Origin of the sequence: Paenibacillus oralis, from assembly GCF_003863965.1 — a bacterium.
GTDB classification, from domain to species: Bacteria; Bacillota; Bacilli; order Paenibacillales; family Paenibacillaceae; genus Fontibacillus; species Fontibacillus oralis.
Genome location: NZ_RRCN01000001.1, coordinates 6,649,196 through 6,673,654, shown reverse-complemented (window position 1 = coordinate 6,673,654; position 24,459 = coordinate 6,649,196). Strand labels below are relative to the sequence as shown.

Below are 24,459 nucleotides of genomic sequence, written 5' to 3'. Positions count from 1 at the left end.
TGAAATCCCATGGATTTTGGACTAATTCTGTTAACGATCGGCGTATCCTTCATTCTGGCCGTCATTTCGGCGCCGCTGATCATTCCGCTGCTGAGACGGCTTAAATTCGGCCAGCAAATACGCGGGGAAGGGCCGCAAAGCCACCAGAAAAAGGCGGGCACGCCAACGATGGGCGGCGTTATTATTTTGCTTGCCTTTACGTTGTCTTTTCTTAAATTTTCGGTCATCAACACCGATTTCTACGTACTGCTGATCGCTACGCTCGGCTTTGGGCTGATCGGTTTTCTCGATGACTACATCAAAATCGTATTTAAACGGTCTTTGGGATTGACGCCCAGACAAAAATTGTTCGGACAGCTGCTGTTCGCCGGTATCATGTGCGTTTTGCTCATTTCGGAAGGGCACAGCACGGCGATCGGCATACCGGGCACCGGGTGGTCTTTTGACCTCGGCGGCTGGTTTTATTATCCTTTTATCGTTGTCATGATGCTGGCAATCAGCAACGCGGTGAACTTCACCGACGGTCTGGACGGACTTCTGTCCGGCGTGAGCGCGATCGCGTTCGGCGCGTACGCGGTGATCGCGATGCAGGCGACTTCGATCCCTTCCGCGGTCTGCGCGGCGGCGATGATCGGGGCGGTGCTTGGCTTCCTCGTGTTCAACGCGCACCCGGCCAAGGTGTTTATGGGCGATACCGGATCGTTGGGGCTAGGCGGGGCGATCGGCGCGATCGCCATCATCACGAAAAGCGAGCTGCTCTTCCTGGTGATTGGCGGCATCTTCGTCATCGAAATGCTGTCCGTCGTCATTCAGGTGACCTCTTTTAAAACGAGGGGAAAACGGGTTTTCAAAATGAGCCCGATTCACCACCATTTTGAGCTGTCAGGCTGGTCGGAATGGCGGGTTGTGGTGACGTTTTGGGCTGCCGGACTTATCCTGGCGGGCATTGGACTTTACTTAAGCAAGGGGTTGTAATCATGAAGCATCCAGAAGAATACCGGGGACGCCAGGTGGTCGTGATCGGTTTAGCGAAAAGCGGCGTTCAGGTCGCGAAAACCCTGCATCATTTTGGAGCCGTTGTTACGGTTAACGATAAAAAGGAGAGGGAACTGTGTCCCGAAGCATCCGAACTGGAGGCTTTGGGAATTTCTGTTGTATGCGGCGGACATCCGGACGGACTTGTCCATCCCGGCGTCGAACTGGTGGTCAAAAACCCCGGCATCCCGTACTCGGCCCCGCCTGTGGCCAAAGCGCTGGAGCTGGGTATCGACGTCGTGACCGAGGTGGAAGTCGCCTACCGGATCAGCCCGGCGCCGATCATCGGGATTACGGGTTCCAACGGGAAGACGACGACGACGACATGGGTCGGTAAAATGCTGGAAGCCGCCGGGCTTCGTCCGCTCGTCGCCGGCAATATCGGCACCCCGCTGTGTGAAGCGGCGGAGACGGCGAGCGCCGAAAACTGGCTCGTGGCCGAACTTAGCAGCTTTCAGCTTAAAGGGACGCAGGCGTTCCGCCCCAAGGTTGCTTGCCTGCTTAATGTGGCGGAGACCCATCTGGACTACCACGGTACGATGGATGACTATGTGGCCTCCAAAGCCAAACTGTTCGCCAATCAGGAAGCGGCGGATACGGCTGTCGTCAATTGGGACGACCCTACATGCCGGCAGCTCGTGCCCTATATCCGGGCAAAACTGATCCCTTTTTCGATGACGGAGGAGTTGAAGACGGAAGGGGTGTACATCCAGCCGGCCTATGTTCCGGATATGGAGGACGGACTTGACCGCAGTGTCATGTACCGGGGGGCGGACGGCGTGGTGCGGAAAATTGTCGATGTGCGCGACATTGCCCTGCCCGGACGCTTCAACGTGGAGAACGCTTTGGCGGCGGTTGCCGTCGCCCTGGCCGCGGGCGCGGCGCCGGAGGCTCTCGTAGAGCCGCTGCGCACGTTCCGCGGCGTGGAGCACCGCTTGGAATACGTCGAGGAGAAGCGCGGCGTGGTTTATTACAACAATTCCAAAGCGACGAACGCGAAGGCGACGATCATGGCGTTGGGCGCCTTAACGGCTCCGATCGTGCTGATCGCCGGCGGGCTGGACCGGGGCTCCGATTACATGGAGTTGGTGCCCGTCTTTAAACAAAAAGTGAAGGCGCTCGTCGCCTTGGGGCAAACGAAGGAAAAAATCGCCAAAGCCGGAGAACTCGCGGGTCTATCCGCTATCGTGGTGGTCGATAATGGTGACAGTGCCGCGGAAACGCTGCGGACCGCGCTGAAGGAGGCAGCGGCTTTGGCCGCATCCGGAGATGCTGTGCTGCTCTCTCCGGCATGCGCCAGCTGGGATATGTTCTCTTCCTACGAAGAGCGTGGACGCATTTTTAAAGAGGCGGTGCATACCCTTTAAGTAGGGGGGTGGAAAAGCCCCTACTTTCTGTTAAGAGGTGGCATCCACGATGGGCAAGAGCCGTACGGCGCCGGATTTTTGGCTTATGGCCAGCATCCTCGGACTGCTGGCGATCGGAATTGTGATGGTGTACAGCGCGGGTTCGGTACTCGCTTTTCATGATTACGGCGATTCTTTCTACTTTGTGAAACGTCAGCTGTTGTTCGCCGTACTCGGACTGGTCGCGATGTTTTTGCTGATGAATTTCGATTACCGGCTGTTGCGCAAATACGCGAAGGTGGGGTTGGTCATTTGCTTTGCCCTGCTCGTGATCGTGCTGATCCCCGGCATCGGGGTCGTCCGCGGGGGAGCGCGAAGCTGGCTGGGCATCAGCTCGTTCGGCATCCAGCCGTCCGAGTTCATGAAGCTGGGCATGATTTTGTTCCTATCCTACTTCCTTAGCCAGGAAGGTTACAAGATTACGAATTTCACCAAAGGTCTGCTGCCGCCGCTTGGCGTGATCGGTCTAGCGTTCGGTCTGATCATGCTGCAGCCCGATTTGGGGACAGGCACGGTCATGCTTGGCGCCTCGCTGCTGATCGTCTTTACGGCCGGAGCCCGAATCCTGCATCTGGCCGGTCTGGCGGGCCTTGGGGCGCTTGGATTCGTGGGCCTGATTCTGGCGGCGCCCTACCGCTTGCAACGGATTACCGCTTTTCTTGATCCCTGGTCCGATCCGCTCGGCGCGGGGTACCAGATCATCCAGTCTTTGTACGCGATCGGCCCCGGCGGGCTTGCTGGGCTGGGGCTCGGGATGAGCCGGCAGAAATACAGCTATGTGCCGGAGCCGCAAACCGATTTTATTTTTTCCATTTTGGCCGAGGAGCTTGGCTTTATTGGCGGACTGCTCGTCCTGCTGCTGTTCCTCATTTTGGTGTGGCGCGGCATGAGGGTCGCGATGACGATCGACGACACGTTCGGCAGCCTGCTGGCCGTCGGCATCGTCGGGATGGTCGCCGTCCAGGTCGTGATCAACATCGGCGTCGTGATCGGCCTGATGCCCGTCACCGGCATTACGCTGCCGCTTATCAGCTACGGCGGATCTTCGCTGACGCTTATGCTGACCGCGTTAGGCATTTTACTTAATTTATCCCGTTATGCGAGGTGAGAATATGCGCGTCGTACTGAGCGGCGGCGGAACCGGGGGACACATCTACCCCGCGCTGGCCGTCGCAAGCCAATGCGCTGCGGAATTTCCCGATTCCGAATTTTTATATATCGGCGGCCAGAGAGGGCTGGAAAGCTCGCTGGTTCCGAAGCAAAACATTCCGTTTAAAGCGATCGACATCACCGGCTTTCGCCGCAAACTGTCGATCGAAAATATAAAGACCGTCATGCGTTTTCTCAAAGGAGTGCGCGCGTCCAAAAAACTGCTGCGGGAATTTAACCCCGACGTCGTCATCGGGACGGGCGGATACGTATGCGGACCGGTCGTTTACGCGGCCGCCAAGCTGGGTATCCCGAGCGTCATCCATGAGCAAAACGCCATTCCGGGGCTGACCAACCGTTTTTTAAGCAAATACGTGTCGACCGTGGCGGTGAGCTTTGAAGGCTCGGAGTCGGCGTTCCCGGGAGCCGGGAATGTCGTATATACCGGCAATCCGCGGGCTACGACCGTTCATGCGGCCGACAAGGCGAAGGGCTTTGCCTCCCTGGGGCTTGCCGCAAGCAGTTCGGTCGTGCTCGTCGTCGGCGGCAGCCGGGGGGCCAAAGCGATCAACGAAGCGATGATCGGCATGGCACCGCTGCTTGCGGAAGCGCCGCATCTGCAATTCGTTTACGTCACCGGAGAGGCTTACCATGAAGCGACGCTCGAAGCCATTCGCGGCAAACTGGGCGGGCTCCCGGATCATTTGCAGGTGCTTCCTTACGTTCACAACATGCCGGAGGTGCTGGCCGCGACTTCCCTGATCGTGGGACGAGCAGGAGCGTCCTCTTTGGCGGAAATCACCGCGCTCGGAATTCCGGCGATTCTGATTCCGTCGCCCAACGTGACGAACAATCATCAGGAGAAAAACGCCAGGACTTTGGAGCGGGCCGGGGCCGCCGAAGTCATTTTGGAGCCGGACTTGAGCGGGCAGAGCCTGTTCGGCTCGATTCAGCGGATCATGAACGAGCTGTCCGTCCACGCCTCGATGTCGGCGGCTTCCCGCCGTCTCGGCAAACCGGACTCGGCCCATTTGCTGGTGGAGGAGATGCGGCGTCTTGTCCAAAGCCGCGGAAATCGCCGCTAACGCGGAGAAACAAAGGGGCCGGAACTGGACCTGGGCGATTGTCACACTCTCCGTGAGGAAGGCATAAGATACTCTATAAATCGTGACAATCCAAGCGGAGCGAAAAGGACAACGGTTAGCATGATTTGCTCCGACGGACCCGGGCAGCCGGCTTCGTTTACGACGGCATGAACCTGATTATGCCGGCGGCATCAAGGCCGGGGTGTTTTCCGCCTACAAGTCAAGGAGGGATTTTACGATGCAGCATTGGATATCGAATTTGACCAGGCAGGGAGTCGGAACGGTATTGCCGAACGAGCCGATGTCAAAATATACAACATGGAAAATCGGGGGTCCCGCTGACGCGATGGTCGTACCTGAGAATCCCGGGCAGCTGTCCAGGCTGGTCCGGCTGCTTCATGAAGAGCAGGTGGCTTGGATGGTGGTCGGCAAAGGCTCAAACATGCTTGTCTCCGACCAAGGAATTCGCGGGTGCGTGATCCGATTGGGCTCCGGTTTGGAGCAGATCGAATTTGACGGAAACGAGGCCCGGGCCGGAGGTGGCGCTTCGTTCGTCAGGCTCAGCATCATGGCGGGCAAACAGGGGCTGACCGGCTTGGAGTTTGCCGGGGGCATCCCCGGAACGGTGGGGGGAGCCGTATATATGAACGCCGGCGCTCACGGGTCCGATGTGTCACGTATATTTAAATCCGCTGACATTGTTCTGGAGACGGGTGAATTGGTCACTTACACCGCAGAGGATATGAAATTTGACTATCGGCATTCCGTACTGCATGAACAGCGCGGCATTGTGGCCAAAGCTGAATTTATGCTGGCTTCCGGCGACCGGCTGGAAGTCGCCGCCGCCATGGCGGCCTACAAGGACCGCCGCCGCAAAACGCAGCCGCTTCAGCAGCCGTGCGCCGGCAGCGTCTTCCGCAATCCGCCGGGAGACCATTCGGCCAGACTGATCGAGGCGGCCGGACTTAAAGGCTTAAGGGTCGGAGGAGCCGAAGTATCCACGCTGCACGCCAATTTCATCGTCAATACCGGGCAAGCGACAGCAGAGGACGTTCTAACGCTCATGGAGGAGATCAAGGCCGCCGTCAAAGGCAAATTCGGCGTAACGCTGGTGCCGGAGGTTTTTTTCGTGGGCGAACGGTAAACTCGGAGGTGATACATTGGACAAATTGGTGATCGAAGGCGGGAGACCCCTATCAGGAACCATTCGTATCCATGGAGCAAAAAATGCCGCACTGCCGATTCTGGCCGCTAGTTTGCTGTCCGAAGGCAAGGTGCAACTTCGAAATGTCCCCCGTCTGCTCGATATTGATGTCATGCTGGGCATACTCGGCCGTCTTGGCTGCAAAGCCGTCCATTTAGGGGATACGGTTACGGTCGACACGGGAAGCGCGGATTCAAGCCATGTGCCGGAGGATTTGATGAAGCAGATGCGGTCGTCGATTTTTTTGATGGGGCCGCTGCTCGCCAGGTTCGGGGAAGTTTGCATTTACCAGCCGGGCGGGTGCGCGATCGGCGAACGGAAAATCGATTTGCACTTGAAAGGGCTGGAGGCCTTGGGAGCGCAAATTGAGGAAAGCGAACAGCAAATCCGGTGCAGGGCCGGCAAGCTGGTCGGCAGCGATATTCACCTTGACTTTCCCAGCGTTGGAGCGACGGAAAACATCATGATGGCGGCCGCGCTGGCGGAGGGGACGACGGTAATCAGCAATGCCGCCCGGGAACCGGAAATTCAGGATTTGCAAAACTTCCTGAACGCCATGGGGGCGGACATCATCGGCGCCGGAACGGACACGATTAGGATTCGCGGCGTAGAGCGGCTGTATCCATGCGATTACGAGGTTATCCCCGACCGCATCGTTGCCGGAACCGCGCTGATCGCCGTAGCCGCGACGCGCGGAAGCGTAACGCTGACACACTGCAATCCGGCGCACCTGGTGTCGCTGCTTCAGGTGCTGCGGCGGGCAGGTGTTCAAATCGGAGCTGCCGATGATATAATAACGATTAGCAGCGCAGGCCGTCCGCGGGCGGTGGAACGGATCGTGACTTCGCCGTACCCTTCCTTTCCGACCGATCTGCAGTCGCAAATTATGGTATTGCTTGCGTTGGCGGACGGACTCAGCGTGATGAAGGAGACCGTGTTCGAGGGCAGATTCAAGCATGTGGACGAATTGGTCCGAATGGGCGCCGACATTTCGGTCGATTTGAATCGCGCTTTCATTCGCGGGGTGCCAAGATTGTACGGAGCCACCGTGGAGGCCACGGACCTGCGGGCCGGTGCCGCGCTGGTCATTGCGGGGCTTGCGGCGCAAGGCAAAACGATCGTGGAGCAGGTTCATCACATCGATCGCGGCTACGACCGGATCGAAACGATGTTCCAGCGTCTCGGGGGCTTAATCCATCGCGAATCGCCCGTACTGAAGCAGCTTGATTTAGCCTGAGGCTTGGCCTTATATCCCCTCCGGCCGGAGGGGATCAAGGCTTTTGGACGTTGTTCTATTATTATTTATTCAGAAAGTTGCGGAGAAATGATATGCCAAAAGCGAATGTACCTGCCCTGAAAGAGCCGGAAAAACCGAAAAAGAAAAGCGACCGAAAAGTGAAAGTCATCCTCATTTTGCTGTTCCTCTCTTTGCTCTGCGTGCTTTTTTTTCGCTCGTCTTTAAGCAAGGTTTCGGCGATTACGTTTCACGGCAATACGTATTCCACGGAGGGTGAGCTTTTGGAGGCCGCCGGACTGGAAGTCGGGGCTCCGTTTTTTGCCGTCAGTTCGGGGAACGTTCAGCGCAAATTGGAAAGCATTCCTTCCGTGCAGCATGCGGACGTAAACAAAAAATTCCCGGGAACCATCGAAATCGAGATTGAAGAATTTCCTCTTGCGGCCTATGAGCTTACCGGCGACGGGATGTTGAACGGACTGCTGGCGAACGGCACCAAAATCCCGCTGCAAAACGGCTCCATGCCGGTGGACAAGCCTATTTTGACCGGGTGGAAAGCGGATGATCCCAATCTGGTTAAACTCTGCAAAACGTTGTCGGAGATTCCTGGCGAGTTGACCGCCGATATATCCGAGATCGTTCCTTCGCCAACCTTGTCTTATCCGGACCGGATCAAAATGTATACGCGCTCCGAATTCGAAGTGATTTCCGCGATCTCGCTGCTGCCCAAGAAGGCGGAGTATTTGAACGAGATTTTGCAAAATCAGGATCCCGGACAGCTGAAAATGCTGGATGCCGATTCCTACGTGCCGTATCCCCCGCCGGAAAGCGAAGAGGCCGGCCAAAATGGCACTACTCATCAATGAAAAACAATGTTAAAATACATTTTATGGGCTAGTTGCCTATCTCCCTCTTTTTTCTTCTGATTTTTGCGCCTCGCGGCAGGGGTTGAATTTAGGTTTTTCAGGTCCTATTGCCCGATAAGATGTAAAACTTGGAAGTCAAAAAATTTGTAGAAAAAAGAGGGAAAGGTTAAACGGCGTTGAATATGTAGAGAGTGCATCTAACACGGTAAGTATATTTTGAATGGGAAATAGGAGGTGCCAGGGCTTGAGCAACAATGACATCATTGTTAGTTTGGACATCGGTACATCCAAAGTTCGTGCTATTATTGGGGAAATTGGCAATGGAACCTTTAATATTATTGGAGTTGGATCTGCCGACTCGGAAGGAATTCGAAAAGGCGCGATTGTAGATATTGACCAGACGGTCCAATCGATCCGCAACGCAGTGGATCACGCGGAACGGATGGTAGGAATTCAAATATCGGAAGTATATGTCGGCATTTCGGGCAACCACATCGGACTCCAAACGAGCCACGGAGTAGTAGCCGTACAAAATGAAGACCGGGAAATCGGCGAGGACGATATCGACCGCGTGCTGAAAGCGGCCGAAGTCATCGCCCTTCCGCCGGAACGCGAAATTATCGATATTGTGGCCAAGCAGTATGTGGTGGACGGGCTTGAAGGCATTCAGGATCCCCGCGGCATGATCGGGGTTCGTCTGGAAGTGGAAGCGACGATCATAACGGGAGCGAAGACCGCAATTCACAATTTGCTCCGCTGTGTGGAGAAATCCGGGCTGAAGGTCCGGGATTTGGTCTTGTTGTCGTTGGGCGCAGGGCAGCTCGCCTTGTCCAAGGATGAGAAAACGATGGGTTCGGTGCTGGTGGATATCGGTGCCGGTTCCACCACGATCGCTGTGTTTGAAGGCGGCACGATCGTGGCCACATCCACGCTTCCGATTGGGGGAGAATTTATAACGAACGACATTGCTTACGGTCTCCGCACGTTGACCGATCATGCGGAGAAAGCGAAGCTGAAGTACGGCTGCGCCTCGATCGAGGACGCCGCGCCGGACGTAACCTTTAAGGTAACGCGGATCGGCAGCAATGTGGACAAGGAATTTACGCAGGAAGATCTGGCTGCCATCGCGGAGCCTCGCGTTCAGGAGATCTTCCAACTGATCCGGCAGGAAGTGAAACGGCTTGGCTACAGCGAGCAGCCGGGAGGCTATATTTTGACGGGGGGAACCGTTTCGATGGCGGGGTTGCTTAAGATCGCGCAACAGGAATTGGCGGCTTCCGTCAGAATCGCCGTTCCGGATTACATCGGGGTCCGCGATCCCGGGTTTACCGGGGGCGTAGGCATTTTGTATAAGGTAATCAAGAACATTCGCGTCCGGAGCGCCGGACCGAAGAAGACGGCCGGACGGAGCAAACCCGCTTCGCCGGCGCAGGAGCCGGCTCGCAAGTCGGGCGGCCTGATGGAGCGTCTTAAAAATCTGTTCAGTGAATTTATATAGCAAATTCAAGGATGAAGAACGGGCCATCCATGCACATTGAGGGGGAGATGGAATAGTATGTTGGAATTTGATTTCGAAATGGAGAGCTTGGCTCAAATTAAGGTCATCGGGGTAGGCGGCGGCGGAAGCAACGCGGTCAACCGGATGATCGAAAACGGCGTGCAAGGCGTCGAGTTCATTACGGTAAATACGGACGCCCAAGCGCTTCATTTGGCCAAGTCCGAACATAAATTACAGATCGGGGATAAATTGACGCGCGGACTGGGCGCCGGCGCCAATCCGGAAGTAGGCAAGAAAGCGGCCGAAGAATCCCGCGAACTGATCGCAAATACGTTAAAAGGCGCGGATATGGTGTTTGTCACGGCCGGTATGGGCGGCGGCACCGGCACCGGGGCGGCTCCGGTCATCGCCGAAATCGCCAGAGAATGCGGGGCGCTGACCGTCGGCGTCGTTACCCGCCCATTTACTTTTGAAGGCCGCAAGCGTTCTTCCCAGGCAGAGCTTGGCATTGAAGGGCTGAAAGAAAAAGTGGACACGCTGATCGTTATTCCAAACGACCGGCTGCTCGAAATCGTCGACAAGAAAACGCCGATGCTGGAAGCGTTCCGTGAAGCGGATAACGTGCTGCGCCAAGCGGTGCAAGGCATCTCCGACTTGATCGCCGTACCGGGTCTGATCAACCTCGACTTCGCCGACGTGAAGACGATCATGACCGAACGCGGCTCCGCGTTGATGGGCATCGGCCTCGCTACCGGCGAGAACCGGGCTGCCGAAGCCGCCCGCAAGGCGATCATGAGCCCGCTCTTGGAAACGTCCATCGAAGGCGCGCGCGGCGTCATCATGAACATTACGGGCGGAGCCAACCTGTCCCTGTATGAAGTCAACGAAGCTGCGGAGATCGTGATCGCCGCTTCCGATCCGGAAGTGAACATGATTTTCGGCGCAATCATCGATGAGAACATGAAGGAAGAAATCAAAGTCACGGTCATCGCGACGGGGTTCGAGAATAAACCTGCGGTGCAGCCAGCCCGCAAACCGGCCGCTGCTCCGGGCATATCCGAGCCGCAGGACACGCGTCCGGCTTCGAACCTGCGGCCGTTCGGCAATCAGCCGAACGGAGATCAGCTCGACATCCCGACGTTTCTCCGTAACCGTTCGCGGAACAATAACGACTAAGCAAGGGTAGTACGTCTCCCCGAAGACCTTGTCCCCCATGTAGGGACAAGGTCTTTTTTTTCATTACAGAATTTATAAACTCAACTTTCGCAGCAAAAAATCGGCAGCAAGTCTTGATTTAGCTGGGTAAAGCAGCAATCCATTGCCGGAGTTGACGCTGAATCAGAGGCGGACAGTGTCTTCCCTAAATCGGTCAAGCAACTCGACCGTTTTGCTGCGATTCCGCTCAAACATGGAAGCGTGGAAGCGTCAACGATGAAGAGGGCGTCACGATCTGTCAAGGTCAACGCATCTGCCTTTTGCACCGTAGCCGTTTCGAGCAGTGTGTCTTGGTGTTCCTGCCTGCTGCTTGCCTTTGCATGATTATCCCTTTCGTTCAGAGAGCAGGAGGTGGGGGCTAGAGTAAGGGTTCCAAAAAAAGAGAGAAAAAGAGATAAGGAAAAAATGCCTGATTCCTTCTCCTAAGCCCGTCTAAATTATCTCGAACCGATCTGCTTCTCCACCAAATATTTTCTTCTCCCGAGCTTGTCGGTTTCTCTGCTACCTGATCAAAGGGGATAATCGTGCAAAGCGTCCGGACAGCGAGTGTTGATCTGCCGCCCACCTCAAGAAAAGAATACTTTAATTCGTTTGGCAGTTGATTTAGGTCGGGCTGATGTCTATAACTATGAAAGAAACCTCTTCTGTCTGATCGTAGAAGCTCGTCACTCTCGCTTCCAACGTATGGGTTGTACGAAACAGGTTTTTTCTTATCGGGGCGGGGAATTAACGGAGCGGTATAGACGAGGGGATAAGCCCGTCGTCTTTTTGAACATTTTTCCGAAATGGGAGAAATTGTTGAAGCCCGTGGCGATGGAGATTTCCGTAATGCTTAACTCCGTGTCCTGTAGCAGACGCCGGGCTTCCTTGATCCGGGTGAGATTGACATATTCGGCAAAGCCGAAGCCGGTTGTTTCCTTAAACACACGGCTAAGGTGGCTTTTGCTGATGTAGAAGCGGGCGGAAAGTCCGTCAAGATCAAGCGGCTCGCCGTAATGGGCATTGATATAGCGGACGATTTCCGTAATTTTTCGCTGCATCGCAGAGGGTTCCTCCTCCACCGCAGGAACGGCTTCACGCTTTTGGAGCGTCCTTGCCGTAAACAGCAGCAGTTCTGCGGCCATATGGGCAATATGCAGGCCGTAACCCGGCGGCTTCTCCATGAGCTCCTCCAATAGAGAAAGCAGCAACTCCTCCACTTTGAGACGCTCCTGCAGATTCAATCTGAGCACGGGGGAATCCTGGGAAAAAGCGGAAAGCAATAGCTCGCGGTCCTCCTCGTCCAGCGCCGCAAAATAGCTGGGCCGAAAGTAAAGCAGTATTCGCTCGTGCGAGGGAGAGCTTTTGTCCGAAGTTTTGTGCACTTCGTCCGATCCGATCAGAACCAGATCTCCGGGTTGGACGGCATAGGTACGGTCCTTGATAAAGTAGTACCGGCTGCCCGAAAACAAGTAATATATTTCATATTCGCTGTGAAAATGGTTGGTGGCCATCGAAAAATAACCGTTTCTCCGGGCAAACTCGATCCGAATCGGCCGGGAATTTCCGTTTTTTTCATCCATTAGAGTATCCGGAAGCTGAGAAATATCCATACGATCCGCACCTTTCCTTTCAAGTTTCTCAATTATAGCAAAATATGCGGGGTTTGGGTTGTTTTCCGCGTTAATTGCGGAGAATTTGTGATTTCACTATGCTATTCTTTCATTGAAAGAGTAACGTAAATGGGAGGGCATGGATCAGATGGATAAGAAAAGGTATGTACAGGTAGGCGTAGGGGGACGGGCGCGTTTTTTTTACGAAGCGATTGCGCGGGATTATCGGGAAACTGCTGAAATTGCGGCGTTTTGCGATATTAACCAGACCCGAATGGATGTTGCCAACAAAATTTTGACGGAAACCCATGATTATCCGGTGGTCCGCACCTATAAGACCGAAGAGTTCGACACGATGATCGGGGCGGAAAGGCCCGATGTCGTCATCGTTACCAGTGTGGACCGTACTCATCATAGATATATAGTTCGCGCCCTTGAGCTGGGCTGTGACGTGATCACGGAAAAACCGATGACCGTGGACGTGGAAAAGTGCAAGGAAATCTTCGATACCGTGGAGCGTACGGGACGCAAGGTCCGCGTTACCTTCAACTACCGTTATGCGCCTCACCACACCAAAGCCCGCGAGCTTATCGCCGGCGGCGCCATCGGTGATGTGCATTCCATCCACTTTGAATGGTTGCTGAACACGCGGCATGGCGCGGATTACTTCCGCCGTTGGCACCGGGACAAACGCAACAGCGGCGGGCTGCTCGTTCACAAATCCACCCACCATTTCGATCTGGTGAATTTCTGGATCGGATCCGAGCCGGAAACGGTATTCGCTTTCGGTGATTTGATGTTCTATGGCCGGGAAAATGCGGAAAAGCGCGGCATTACTTCCTTCTATCAAAGGGCGACCGGCAGCGCTGCGGCCAAAGGCGATCCTTTCGCGCTTCACCTGGACAGCAACCCCAATCTGAAAAGGATGTACCTGGATGCGGAACATGAGGACGGATACCAGCGCGACCAAAGTGTATTTGGGGACGGCATCAGCATCGAGGACACGATGGGGGTTATTGTCCGTTACAAGAACAAGGCGATCCTGACCTACTCCCTTAACGCCTATATGCCTTGGGAAGGTTACCGTATCGCCTTCAACGGTTCCAAGGGCCGGATTGAGATGAACGTTACGGAATCCTCTTATGTTAATGCGGGTGGAGACAAAGCGCTGGAAGGCGCTGTTGCAGGCAAGCGCATTATGGTCTACCCCATGTTTGACACTCCTTATGAGGTGCAAGTGGTAGAGGGCGAAGGCGGACACGGCGGAGGCGATCCGGTGCTGCTGAACGACCTGTTCGGTCCGCCCAATGAGGACATCTACAACCGGGCGGCGGACCACCGCGACGGCGCCCGTTCCATCCTGACCGGGATCGCCGCCAATCAGGCCATCAGAACCGGCCTGCCGGTCAAGATTGACGATCTGATCAACATCTAAGAAAAACGCACGTGAAATAACCGTTCTAACGGCTTGCTGCCATGCCGCGGAACGGTTTTTTTCATAAAAAGAACAAACCGATTCTCCACGTCATCAACAAATCCTGTTCACCTTCAAGTTGTCGCGGCCGCCTTCGTTTTGGTTCATTCCGCACGGGATTGCCCTATATACAGTTCAGCCGGGGCGGTGTAAAACTGGGGTAAAGTTTACAAGACAATGAATGAAGTTAAGGAGGCTAACGAGTTGTGACGGGGTTTTTCATGAATGTTAAAAAATACTGGATGCTGTATGCGATGGCGCTCCCGGGGATATTTTTTTTCATTATTTTCAAGTACGTCCCTTTGGCGGGAAGCGTCATCGCCTTTCAGGACTACCGGATTTTAGGCGGAATTCTGGGCAGTCCCTGGGTCGGACTCGACAACTTCAAATTTATTTTTACGTATCAGGATTTTTACAATGTGCTGAGGAACACCGCCGTCATCGCCTTCTACAAGCTGGTCTTCGGCTTCCCGGCCCCCATCATCCTGGCGCTGCTTCTCAATGAGTTACGCATCATGCTGGCCAAACGAATTATGCAAAGCCTGTTTTATTTACCTCATTTCCTCTCCTGGGTGGTGGTCGGCGGGATCGTCTTCGAGCTTCTCGCAAGCAAAGGCGTTGTCAACGCCATCCGTGGCTGGTGGGGGCTGGAGCCGGTGCTGTTCATGCAGGAGGAAAGTTATTTTCGTCCCATCGTCGTACTCTCGAGCATATGGAAAGAAGCGGGCTGGGGAACGATCATTTATCTGGCTGCGATTACCGGCATCAATCCCAATCTTTACGAAGCCGCGGTTATGGATGGAGCGGGCCGCTGGAAGCAGACTCTTTACATTACGCTGCCGACCCTGTTTCCTACTATTCTTACGCTGTTCCTGTTGAATATCGGGAATTTCCTGGAACTCGGTTTCGATCAGATTTATAACCTGTTGACGCCCATGACCTATGCGGTAGGGGATATTATTGAAACCTATGTTTACCGGGCCGGCGTGCTGCAGGGCCAATACAGCGTCACCACCGCAATCGGTTTATTCCAATCCGTCATCGGTTTTATACTTCTATGGATATTCAACCGTCTGGCGAGAAAATCAGAACAGGGGTTATGGTGATGAAACAGACCCATGGAGAAAAAATATTTCAGCTATTCAACTATCTGTTCCTGGCGGCCGCCTCCTTGTCCATGCTGTTGCCGCTCCTGAATTTGCTGGCCGTGTCCTTTAGTTCGCCCATAGCAGCGGACTCCAAGCGGGTGTTCCTGCTGCCTGTGGAATTTACCGCCGCATCCTGGGAGAAGATTTTGCATAATTCGGATCTTTGGCTCTCCTTCGGCGTTACGCTGTATATCACGGTGCTCGGGACATTGCTTAGCATGCTGGCCTCCATTCTGCTGGCATATCCCTTATCACGCAAGGAATTTCTGCTGCGCAAGCCGATTATGCTGGGGATCGTGATTACCATGATCTTTAACGCCCCCATGATCCCCTTTTTTCTTACGGTCCGGGAGCTCGGTTTGCTGAACTCGTTGTGGGTCCTCATTCTGCCGGGGCTAATCAGCACCTTCAATATGATTATCATCCGCACCTTTTTTATGGGCCTTCCCGGAGAATTGGATGATTCGGCCCGCATAGACGGTTGTACGGAGGGGGGCATCCTGTTCCGGATTTACTTGCCTTTGTCCAAGCCGGTACTGGCTACAATCAGCCTGTTCTACGCTGTAGGCTATTGGAATACGTTTCAGCGGGCTGTGCTGTTCATCCGCGATCCTGATAAATGGCCGCTGCAGATGAAGCTTCGCGCCTACCTGACCTCGCCGGAGGAACTGGCTTCCGCCAACCTGCTTTTGGGCGACTATAACTTCAATACGACCACCTTGAAGGCGGCGACGATATTGTTTGCCACCGTGCCGATCATCCTGGTTTACCCTTATTTGCAGAAATATTTTGTCAAAGGGGCCATGTTAGGTTCATTGAAAGAGTAGGAGGCCACCTGCTATTTCATCCGGTATTAAGCCGCAAGCCGGCTTGATATGAATAACAGTTCAGATTCCAAAAAGGAGGATACAAGTATGAAGAAGCGTTCGCTGGTTCAATCTTTGGCGGCCGTCTCCCTGGCGTTCGTATTCGCGGCTTCGCTGCTAACCGGCTGTTCCAAACAGGAGGAAACACCTCAGGCAAGCGGAGAAAACAAGCCGGTTCAGGTCAGTGTATTCAAAAGCCATTTGGGAGCGGGTACCCTGCCGGACAGCGATAATCCGCACGTGAAATACGTGGATGAGAAAACGGGAGTGGAGTACCGGTTGATCACTTCCCCTCCGGGCTCGGAGCCGGTGCAATACCTCAATGTCATGATCGCCTCGGCGGATTATCCCGATATTCTCCGGCCGGTCGGCGGTGTTGAGCAGGCGTTGATCAAACAGGGCGGGGCGCTGGCGCTGGATGAGCTGCTGCCCAAATACGCCCCCAATGTATGGAAGAATATCCCTGAAGAAGCGTGGGATATCGTCAGATCCGCTTCTCCCGACGGTAGGATTTATTATGTGCCCAAGGTGTTTCTGGTGCCTGAGCGGGCGCCGCTGATCCGCAAAGACTGGCTTGACAAGCTGGGGCTTGACATGCCCAAGACGGTAAGCGATTACAAAGAGGTGCTGAAAGCGTTCCGGGACGGCGACCCCAATGGCAACGGAGAGAAGGATGAGCTGCCGACCACCGGGCGGGAGTTCGGCAAGTGGATGGATCATCTGTTCGCCATGTACGGCGTAGCCATGTGGGAGGGCAATCCGGAGTGGGATATCTATGAAGGGCAGATTCAATATGCCGGGATCACCCCCAACATGAAAGCGGCCATCGGCTTCATCCGGGAGCTGTATGCGGAGAAGCTGTTGGATAACGAAACCTTCCTCAACAAGGGCGATGTGTGGATGGCGAAAATTAACAACAATCTGGTGGGCAGTTGGTTTCATCTCCCCGCCAACCTGGAGTCCCGCCACCAAGCCATCGCGCAAAAGCAACCCGAGGCTTACATTGCCGGCATGCCTTTGCCGAAAGCGGAAGGTTTCGACGGATTCGTCACCCAAAAGAGTATGGGCGAGCCGGAATGGCTGATTCCCGCCGCGTCCAAGGACAAGGCGGAGGCGGCGCTGAAGTTGCTGGATTTTTTCTATGATGAGAAAAACGCCGAATTTGTCCGGTTTGGCATTGAGGGGCTTCAGCATCAGGTGGTGAACGGGAAAAAGGTGCTGCTTCCCCAGGAGGACAATCGGCCGCTCGGTTTGGGCATGCGTAATCTGACGACCAAGGAGGACATGGACGAGCGCATTAAGGAGACCATTTCGGAAGACCTGCAGCAAATGGTGTCCGACATTTTTGCGGTTAGCACGGCGGACGCCCGCCGCATTGCGGGCGACGGACTGCCGAACACCGTGTACGAAGGATATCCGGACATCCAGTCGCACAAGCTGTTCCAGGAGTACTTGGCCAAGATCGTTATCGGCGAATGGCCGCTCGATAAGTTCGGTGAATTCGTGGACCGCTGGAAAAAGTCGGGGGGAGACGAGGTAACGAAACGGGTTCAAGAATGGTACGAAAAGGCCAAAGCCTCGTGAAATGGTTAAGAAGCAATCTTGCCCATATGGGGGCGCGGCTCGTACTGATTCTGATGATATCGGTTTTTCTGATCATTTTGACGGTCAGCCTGACCTCGTACTACGTATCAAAGTCGGTGCTTCAGGAGGAGCTGAGCGAGCCCCAGCGCCAGCTGCTGCAGCTCGACATGAACATGATCGACGACTCGATCCGGGAAGCCGATCAGGCGGCGATCCAGGTGGCGCTAAACGGCAGTGTTTATGATTTTTTTACGTCCCCCAAACAGGGGCCCTTGTCCATCATTAAGCAGGTATACCAACTGCTGACGACCTTGATCGACAACAACCGGTACGTCAAAAGCATCTATGTATACGATATGGCCCGGGACAGCTTCGTGGCGCTGCCGCAAGGCTATAGTTCCAGCAAGATGAATTTCGTGGATTCAGAGTGGGTCGGCGTTGCCGGCGAATTTGGCCAAAAGCGGGTGCTGATCAAGAAACGTCAAGTCCCGGAGGGGGCCGGTACGAAAGGCTCGGAGCTTACCTTGTTCCGCAAAATCATGATTCAAGACGAGTTCAAGGGCATTGCGGCCGTCAATCTCAAATTTGAGGAATTGTTCGCCAAGCTGAACGCTCCTTCCATCAAAAATCTCCACCGGATTCGCTATATTCTGGACGGAGACGGCAGCGTACTTTACTCGGCCTCCAATTACCGGGTCGATCATGAGGCGATTCTGCAGGCGCTGGGCAAGTTGGAGAATGGAAGGAAGGACCTGAACTTCAAGCGCCGCAAGATGCTAGTAAACCAATTGGAATCACCGGTAACCGGCTGGAAATATATATCTGTTGTAGAGCAGGACAGCCTCTTGGCCAAGTCCAGGAAAATTCGCGATGCCGTTCTTGGAGTGTCGCTTGCCGCTTTGGTTTTGGGCGTTCTGACCATCCGTTACATCAATGCCGTCGCTTTTCGCCCGGTTCGGCGGTTAAGGCAGCTGTTTAAAACATACGGTCCCCAGGATCTCGGGAACGGCCCGGGTGGCCCTGATCTGGAAAAGCTGGCGGGCGAGCTGTTGAACAATCACGCGCATCTCGCCCATCTTGTCCGGGAGACCATATCCGAGGCTTCCTCCAAGTTTCTGTACGATATTCATATCGGCCATCTGGCCTGCAAACGCGACATTCAAGAGAAATGGACCCGTTATTTCGCGGAGTGGACGGATGAGCCGGTAAGCGCCGTCATTTTGTCCATCGACCGGTACGAGTCGTTCGTCCGGGAGTTTTCGGCATCGGACCGCTCCCTGCTGAAGTTTGCCCTGGCCAACATTACCGCCGAGTTGTTCGAGCCGGAATGGAGAATTGTCTGCGCTGACTTCGGCAACGACAAGACGGCCATTCTGCTTCAACTGAGGCACGGCCAGGGCGCGCCGGAAAATAAACTGATGGAAGCGATCGGCGTTGCCGGCCAATTGCTTAAACTTAGCGTATCGGCGGGATTAAGCATGCCGCAAGCGGATTGCACCCGCTTGAAACAGTCTCTCCTGGAGGCGGAAAACGCGCTTACGTACCGTTTATATCAAGGCTACGGGAAGGTTATTTCGTTCCGCGAGGTTGCCGGCCATGAGGTGGAGGAGCCGATTCCCGTCGACGGGCTCCTGGAGGAGCTGATTATAGCCGCCCTGCAAGGAGACGAGAAGAGCTCCGAGGAGCATCTCCACCGGATGATTGAAGATATTCGGGGCTGGTACGGGTACCCGTCGGCGGCGCTGGCCTATTTGCAGGCGGCCGCGGAACGGGTCGGACAGCTGGGGACGGGGGACGAAGGCGCCTTGGAAGCGAGATTCGTTACCCTGAAGCTGGAGGATATCCGCAGCGAGCTGCTAAACCGGGTCCGGTCAGTGTCCCGCAGCTTTCGCAAGCGGATTGAGAGCAAGGATTTCATCCTCTGTCACCGGATGATCGATTATATGAAGCAGCATTTGGGCGAGACGATTGGCATTCCCGAGATTGCCGAGTCGATCAAGGCCAGCAGCAGCTTGGCCAGCCAGATTTTCAAGCAGGAAACCGGGAAGACGATCTACAACTACCTCACCCGCATTCGTATGGACCGGGCGGCCGAGCTTCTGCTGAAGTCGGATTACAAAATAGCGGAGATTGCGCGGATGGTCGGTTATCAGCATGAGAACAGCTTTATCCGCAGTTTTCGCAAAGTTAAGGATGTTACGCCCGGCAAGTATCGGGATGTGATGAAATTCCAATAAGCCTATGCTTCCGAAGCAAGTTTTGTTCGAAGTTGATTCAGGAAGCAACGCTCACAAAACTAAGTCTATGCTTCCGAAGCGAGTTTTGTACGAAGCCGATTCAGGAAGCAACGCTCACAAAACTAAGCCTATGCTTCCGAAGCAAGTTTTGTATGAAGCCGATTCAGGAAGCAACGCTAACAAAACTTTTAGGAGGTTGTTATGGACAGACGGCAGATCGTGGAACGCCACCAACCGGAATTGGACCGGTGGGATCCGTTGTCCCCTTTTGCGGTCGGCAACGGGGAATTTGCTTTTAGCGCCGATATTACGGGATTGCAGACGTTCCCGCAGCAATATGAGGTGCCGCTTGGCACGATGTCCAACTGGGGGTGGCATTTTAGCGGGGGGCATGACCGGTTTCGCTATGAGGATGCGGAACTTAGGCGGTACGATACGTACGGGCGTCCGGTCGGGTATCCCATGAATCCGGGCAGCAAGCCGGAGGCGTATCATTGGCTCCGCCAAAATCCCCATCGCTTGCAGCTTGGACGCATTTCATTCCGGTTTCTGACGGAATCCGGACAGGAGGCCGGTCCGCGGGATATGGCGAATATCCGGCAGCGGATGAACCTGTGGACGGGATGCTTGCACAGCGAATACGAGGTGGCGGGCGAACCTGTACGGGTCACCACCGTTTGCCATCCGCACATGGATACGCTGGCGGTCCGTGTGGAATCACCGCTGGTTAGACAGGGCCGGCTGCAGGCATTCCTGCTCTTTCCGGCTCCGGATATGACCCATACGGCGTGGGATAAGACCGTATTTCCGGCCTGGGATCAAGACGATCGCCACAAGTCCGAACTGATCAAGACGGACGGCAACTGGGCCAGGCTTCGCCGAAGCATGGACGAGGATGTATATGAGGTCGAATGGTCGTGGAATGGCGGGCGGCTGGAGCGTACCGGCGCTCATGAATTTACGGTCGTACCGGACGCGCAAAGCGAACCGTTTGAATTTTCGGTCGGATTTGCTCCGGAATCGCCTCGGACGGACCGGTTCGCCGAGACGCTGAAAGCCAGCGCCAGTCACTGGGAGTCCTTCTGGATGAGCGGCGGCGCGATCGACTTTGCCGGCAGCACCGATCCGCGCGCCTTCGAGTTGGAGCGGCGCGTCGTGCTGTCGCAATTCCTCTGTGCGATTCACAGCGGCGGATCGCTGCCTCCACAGGAGACCGGCCTGATGTATAACAGCTGGTTCGGTAAATCCCACCTGGAGATGCACTGGTGGCATGCCGCCCATTTCCCGCTATGGGGGCGCGGCAGCTACCTTCGCAAAAGTATGGGCTGGTACAACGGCATTTTACCTATTGCCCGCGATCTTGCCGCATCACAGGGTTATCAAGGCGCCCGCTGGCCGAAAATGGTCGGCTTCGACGGCAAACCCTGTCCGTCTCCCGTAGCTCCCGGGTTGATTTGGCAACAGCCGCATCCGATCGCCATGGCGGAGCTGCTCTACCTGGCGGAGCCGACTCGCGGGACACTGGAGCAGTTTCGGCGGATCGTCTTCGAGTCGGCGGACTTTATGGTCTCTTTTGCCCGCCATAACGAAGAAAAAGGGGTGTTCGAACTGGGGCCGCCGCTGATTCCGGCACAGGAATGCCATCCCATGCAGGTCAGCAAAAATCCGCCCTTCGAGCTGGAATATTGGAAGTATGGGCTGGAGACCGCGATCCGCTGGGCGGAGCGGCTGGGGCTTGCGCCGAATCCGCGCTGGGCCGAGGTGGCGGGAGCGATGGCACAGCCGCCGCAGGCTGGCGGGCTGTACTTGGCTCATGAACGGTGTCCGGACACCTTTACCGCTAAAAACCATGACCATCCGTCGATGCTCGGGGCGATGGGAGTTTTGCCGGGATCGCTTATCGATCGGCAGATCATGCATCAAACTCTTTTGAAGGTTAAGGAGGTCTGGAGATGGGATTCGGCTTGGGGGTGGGATTTCCCGATGTGCGCCATGACGGCGGCAAGACTCAGCGAACCGGACCTGGCCGTGGATTTTCTGCTGATGGATGAGGTCAAGAATACCTATTTAACGAACGGACATAACTACCAGCGCCCGGGCCTGTCGGCTTACTTGCCCGGCAACGGCGGCCTGCTGGCGGCGGTGGCCATGATGGCGAGCGGCTGGCGGGGAGGTCCAAGCGGCCGGAACCCCGGTTTCCCGCAGGACGGAAGCTGGGAAGTGCGGTGGGAAGGCCTGCATCCCTGGCTGTAACCGCCGGCGGCGGCAAGACCGGCTTGATTGAGGGCGGGTTGGCAAACAAAAATGAAAATGAGGAGGCTCGTGGGGCATGGGAAAGGGAAAAGGAGAGGTATGGCCCTCGGAACGCAAGACGTATCAGGATCGGTTTACGGGGGTTGAAGTGGTTCAACTGACGGATTATAAGGCGCATAGCTATCATTTATATTTTACCGAAAGCGGCTGGTATGACGGCGAACGGCGGTTGCTGTTCCTCTCGGACCGGGGCAACAGCACGAATTTGTTCAGCATGGACGTGGAGAGCGGAGAAATGACCCAGTTGACGGATTATCCGAACAACGATGAACTTGGCGCCTGGATTTTGCCGAACGGGAGCGCGGTGATCGTCAAGGCGGGCCGGCGGCTGGTCCGGCTGGATCTGGCCACGCTGGAGGAGAAGTTTCTGTACGAAGCGCCGCCGGGCTATAACTTGGGCAATGCCGGCGCATCGGCGGATAACCGGTATGTGCTGACCTGCGTTCAGGAGGACCTCTCCCACCGTATCCGGTTGGATTTGGGGAACGGCTATGTCGGACACCGCGAGTTGATGGAGGCGGCTCCCCACAGCATGATCATGCGCATTGATGCGGCAAATGGCGGCGCCGAGATGATCTACGAAGCGCGCCAGTTCATCACGCACATTAACGCTTCGCCGACGGAACCGTGGCTGATCACATATTGTCATGAGGGGCCTTGGCATCTGGTTGACCACCGAATCTGGGGGCTTGACCTGCGTACGGGTGAAACGTGGAAGATCCGGGAGCGTCTGGAGCCGGGAGAAAAGGTAGGGCACGAATTCTTTTTCCCGGACGGAAAAACGATCGGGTATCACGGGTTTCGCGTGAATGGCACCAACTTTTTCGGCAGCATTCTTTATGATAATACGGGCATGGAAGAAACGGAATTTTCTTTCGACACCTGGCACAGCTATGCGGACGGCCTGGGGCAGGCGGTTGTGGACGGCAAGGGTCCGGTCCGAACGTTAAGCTTATGGCGCAAAAACAACGGTATCTACGATGGGCCACGGACGCTGTGTGAGCTGCGTTGCAGTTTCCATTCGCAAAAGGTGCACGCGCACCCGAGATTTGACGCCGCCGGCAAGCGGCTGCTGTTTACCAGCGACAAAAACGGATATGCCAATCTGTATCTGGCGGCGATTCCCGAGGACTTCTCTTCGTTGCCGCCGTTTATGCTATAAGTGCGAGTTCAAAAAGTTGGGTTTACAGGACCGAGAAGGTTGGATGAAGCTAGGGACTGAGTAGCGGAGCGTAGGCAAACCTACGTGAGCAACGGAAGGCCCGGCTGAATTCAAGATTCGACGCCTGATCCACTACATGAACGGCTTCGTCATGGAAAGACGACTTTTTGAACAACCTCTATAAGCCGGAAAGGAGAGAATATCGTGCAGTTGGAAACGATCCATCGTGGGACTGGACGGATGTCCGTGAACATCGCCGATACCATTCTATCGAAAAGCAAAGACGGCTATCATTCCGATATCGCGGGCAAGTGGGGTTATGTGGCCGGCATGGCGCTGACGGCCCTCAGCCGGTTGAGCGACTGGGCGCAGGACACGGCGTATCAGGAGTTTGTGAAGCGGCATATCGATCTATTCATCTCTGAGGATGGTTTTATCGGAGGTGAATATGCTCTGGAAGATTATAATCTGGATCATATCAACATGGGGAAAAATCTGCTGAGGTTATGGCGCGAAACGGGCGTCGGGAAATACAAAAAAGCGGCGCAGCTGCTCGCGGTGCAACTGACCGGCCAGCCGCGGACGGAGGAGGGCGGCTATTGGCATAAGAAAATTTACCCGTTCCAAATGTGGCTGGACGGTTTGTATATGTCTTCGCCGTTTATGGCCGAATATGCGGCAACCTTCGGAGAGGAACGCTGGTTTGACGAAGCGGCCCGCCAGTTGCTGTTGGCCGAGCGGTACACGCGCAATCCGGAAACCGGGCTGTTGCACCATGCCTGGGATGAGAGCCGGGAGCAGCGATGGTGCGACGCTGCGATCGGGCGGTCCAGGCATGTATGGGGCCGCGCCATGGGCTGGTATGCGATGGCTGTGGTTGATTCCCTGGAGCATTTTCCGCTGAACCACCCGCAGCGCGGACAAGTGATGGGCATCTTCGAGCGCATGGCTCAGGCGGTATGGAAGGTGCAGGATGCCGGCAGCGGCGTGTGGTATCAGGTGATGGACTGCAACGCCCGTGAAGGCAACTATCTGGAAGCGTCAGGCTCCTGTATGTTGACCTATGCCCTGGCCAAAGGCATTCGGCTCGGCTATCTGTCGGGGCTGCCCCAATCGGCGGTTGAGCGGGCGTATGCAGGGGTTCTGACACAGTTTGTCACTATGGACGGGGAGGGCGTGCATCTTCATGGCATCTGTCACGGCGCCGGACTCGGCGGAGCCAAGTACCGCGACGGCTCGTACGCGTATTACTTGAGCGAAGCGGTCGTCAGCGATGTGCTGATGGGGATCGCCCCGTTGCTCCTGGCCAGTACGGAAATGGAACGGCTGTGGGGCAAACAGGGGGCTAAAGTTTAGAGACCTCACAGCAGCCAGTTACATGCCCCCGTTCT

18 protein-coding genes are annotated in these 24,459 nt (G+C 55.4%); 17 read left to right on the top strand and 1 reads right to left on the bottom strand.

What is annotated here, in order from left to right; genetic code table 11:
* Positions 1 to 9: 9 nt before the first annotated feature.
* The 9 genes from mraY to ftsZ all read left to right on the top strand — a co-directional run bounded on the left by mraY (position 10) and on the right by ftsZ (position 10,653).
* A complete protein-coding gene (gene mraY, locus EHV15_RS29825) occupies positions 10 to 975 on the top strand; it encodes a phospho-N-acetylmuramoyl-pentapeptide-transferase (protein ID WP_128634450.1) in 966 nt (321 codons plus the stop codon).
* Between the two features lie 2 nt (positions 976 to 977).
* Positions 978 to 2,402, top strand: a complete 1,425-nt coding sequence (gene murD, locus EHV15_RS29820) for a UDP-N-acetylmuramoyl-L-alanine--D-glutamate ligase (protein WP_128634449.1) — start codon at positions 978 to 980, stop codon at positions 2,400 to 2,402.
* Positions 2,403 to 2,451: 49 nt separating this feature from the next.
* The gene (spoVE, locus tag EHV15_RS29815) at positions 2,452 to 3,549 is read left to right on the top strand and encodes a stage V sporulation protein E (protein WP_128634448.1); all 1,098 of its coding nucleotides are present in this window, start codon (positions 2,452 to 2,454) and stop codon (positions 3,547 to 3,549) included.
* Between the two features lie 4 nt (positions 3,550 to 3,553).
* Positions 3,554 to 4,675 carry an undecaprenyldiphospho-muramoylpentapeptide beta-N-acetylglucosaminyltransferase gene (gene murG / locus EHV15_RS29810; protein WP_128634447.1) on the top strand — a complete coding sequence of 374 codons (1,122 nt, stop codon included), beginning with the start codon at positions 3,554 to 3,556 and terminating at the stop codon, positions 4,673 to 4,675.
* Between the two features lie 238 nt (positions 4,676 to 4,913).
* On the top strand, positions 4,914 to 5,819 hold the full coding sequence (murB, locus tag EHV15_RS29805) for a UDP-N-acetylmuramate dehydrogenase (protein ID WP_128634446.1): 906 nt from the start codon (positions 4,914 to 4,916) through the stop codon (positions 5,817 to 5,819).
* Between the two features lie 16 nt (positions 5,820 to 5,835).
* Positions 5,836 to 7,116, top strand: coding sequence for a UDP-N-acetylglucosamine 1-carboxyvinyltransferase (murA, locus tag EHV15_RS29800; protein ID WP_128634445.1), 1,281 nt, complete (start codon positions 5,836 to 5,838; stop codon positions 7,114 to 7,116).
* A 92-nt stretch (positions 7,117 to 7,208) separates the two neighbouring features.
* The gene (locus EHV15_RS29795) at positions 7,209 to 7,979 is read left to right on the top strand and encodes a cell division protein FtsQ/DivIB (RefSeq protein WP_128634444.1); all 771 of its coding nucleotides are present in this window, start codon (positions 7,209 to 7,211) and stop codon (positions 7,977 to 7,979) included.
* Positions 7,980 to 8,223: 244 nt separating this feature from the next.
* On the top strand, positions 8,224 to 9,477 hold the full coding sequence (gene ftsA, locus EHV15_RS29790; RefSeq protein ID WP_128634443.1) for a cell division protein FtsA: 1,254 nt from the start codon (positions 8,224 to 8,226) through the stop codon (positions 9,475 to 9,477).
* A 57-nt stretch (positions 9,478 to 9,534) separates the two neighbouring features.
* On the top strand, positions 9,535 to 10,653 hold the full coding sequence (gene ftsZ / locus EHV15_RS29785) for a cell division protein FtsZ (RefSeq protein ID WP_128634442.1): 1,119 nt from the start codon (positions 9,535 to 9,537) through the stop codon (positions 10,651 to 10,653).
* A 749-nt stretch (positions 10,654 to 11,402) separates the two neighbouring features.
* Here the strand turns inward: ftsZ and EHV15_RS29780 are convergent.
* Positions 11,403 to 12,284, bottom strand: a complete 882-nt coding sequence (locus EHV15_RS29780) for an AraC family transcriptional regulator (RefSeq protein ID WP_128634441.1) — start codon at positions 12,282 to 12,284, stop codon at positions 11,403 to 11,405.
* A gap of 148 nt (positions 12,285 to 12,432) precedes the next feature.
* Between EHV15_RS29780 and EHV15_RS29775 the strand changes: the two genes are divergently transcribed.
* The 8 genes from EHV15_RS29775 to EHV15_RS29740 all read left to right on the top strand — a co-directional run bounded on the left by EHV15_RS29775 (position 12,433) and on the right by EHV15_RS29740 (position 24,424).
* The gene (locus tag EHV15_RS29775; protein WP_128634440.1) at positions 12,433 to 13,719 is read left to right on the top strand and encodes a Gfo/Idh/MocA family protein; all 1,287 of its coding nucleotides are present in this window, start codon (positions 12,433 to 12,435) and stop codon (positions 13,717 to 13,719) included.
* A gap of 260 nt (positions 13,720 to 13,979) precedes the next feature.
* On the top strand, positions 13,980 to 14,864 hold the full coding sequence (locus EHV15_RS29770) for an ABC transporter permease (protein WP_128635609.1): 885 nt from the start codon (positions 13,980 to 13,982) through the stop codon (positions 14,862 to 14,864).
* Complete coding sequence (locus tag EHV15_RS29765) at positions 14,864 to 15,733, top strand: carbohydrate ABC transporter permease (protein WP_128634439.1); 870 nt, start codon at positions 14,864 to 14,866, stop codon at positions 15,731 to 15,733. Before EHV15_RS29770 ends, EHV15_RS29765 begins: the two co-directional genes overlap by 1 nt.
* Before the next feature lie 87 nt (positions 15,734 to 15,820).
* A complete protein-coding gene (locus tag EHV15_RS29760; RefSeq protein WP_128634438.1) occupies positions 15,821 to 17,356 on the top strand; it encodes an extracellular solute-binding protein in 1,536 nt (511 codons plus the stop codon).
* Positions 17,329 to 19,593 (top strand): AraC family transcriptional regulator, encoded by a 2,265-nt coding sequence (locus EHV15_RS29755; protein ID WP_128634437.1) that lies wholly within the window; start codon positions 17,329 to 17,331, stop codon positions 19,591 to 19,593. The genes EHV15_RS29760 and EHV15_RS29755 overlap by 28 nt, the downstream gene beginning before the upstream one ends.
* Positions 19,594 to 19,794: 201 nt before the next feature.
* Positions 19,795 to 21,846: a glycoside hydrolase family 65 gene (locus EHV15_RS29750; protein WP_128634436.1), complete on the top strand. Its 2,052-nt coding sequence runs from the start codon at positions 19,795 to 19,797 to the stop codon at positions 21,844 to 21,846.
* A 76-nt stretch (positions 21,847 to 21,922) separates the two neighbouring features.
* Positions 21,923 to 23,068 carry an oligogalacturonate lyase family protein gene (locus EHV15_RS29745; protein WP_128634435.1) on the top strand — a complete coding sequence of 382 codons (1,146 nt, stop codon included), beginning with the start codon at positions 21,923 to 21,925 and terminating at the stop codon, positions 23,066 to 23,068.
* A gap of 240 nt (positions 23,069 to 23,308) precedes the next feature.
* Positions 23,309 to 24,424 carry a glycoside hydrolase family 88/105 protein gene (locus EHV15_RS29740; RefSeq protein ID WP_128635608.1) on the top strand — a complete coding sequence of 372 codons (1,116 nt, stop codon included), beginning with the start codon at positions 23,309 to 23,311 and terminating at the stop codon, positions 24,422 to 24,424.
* Positions 24,425 to 24,459 lie beyond the last annotated feature (35 nt).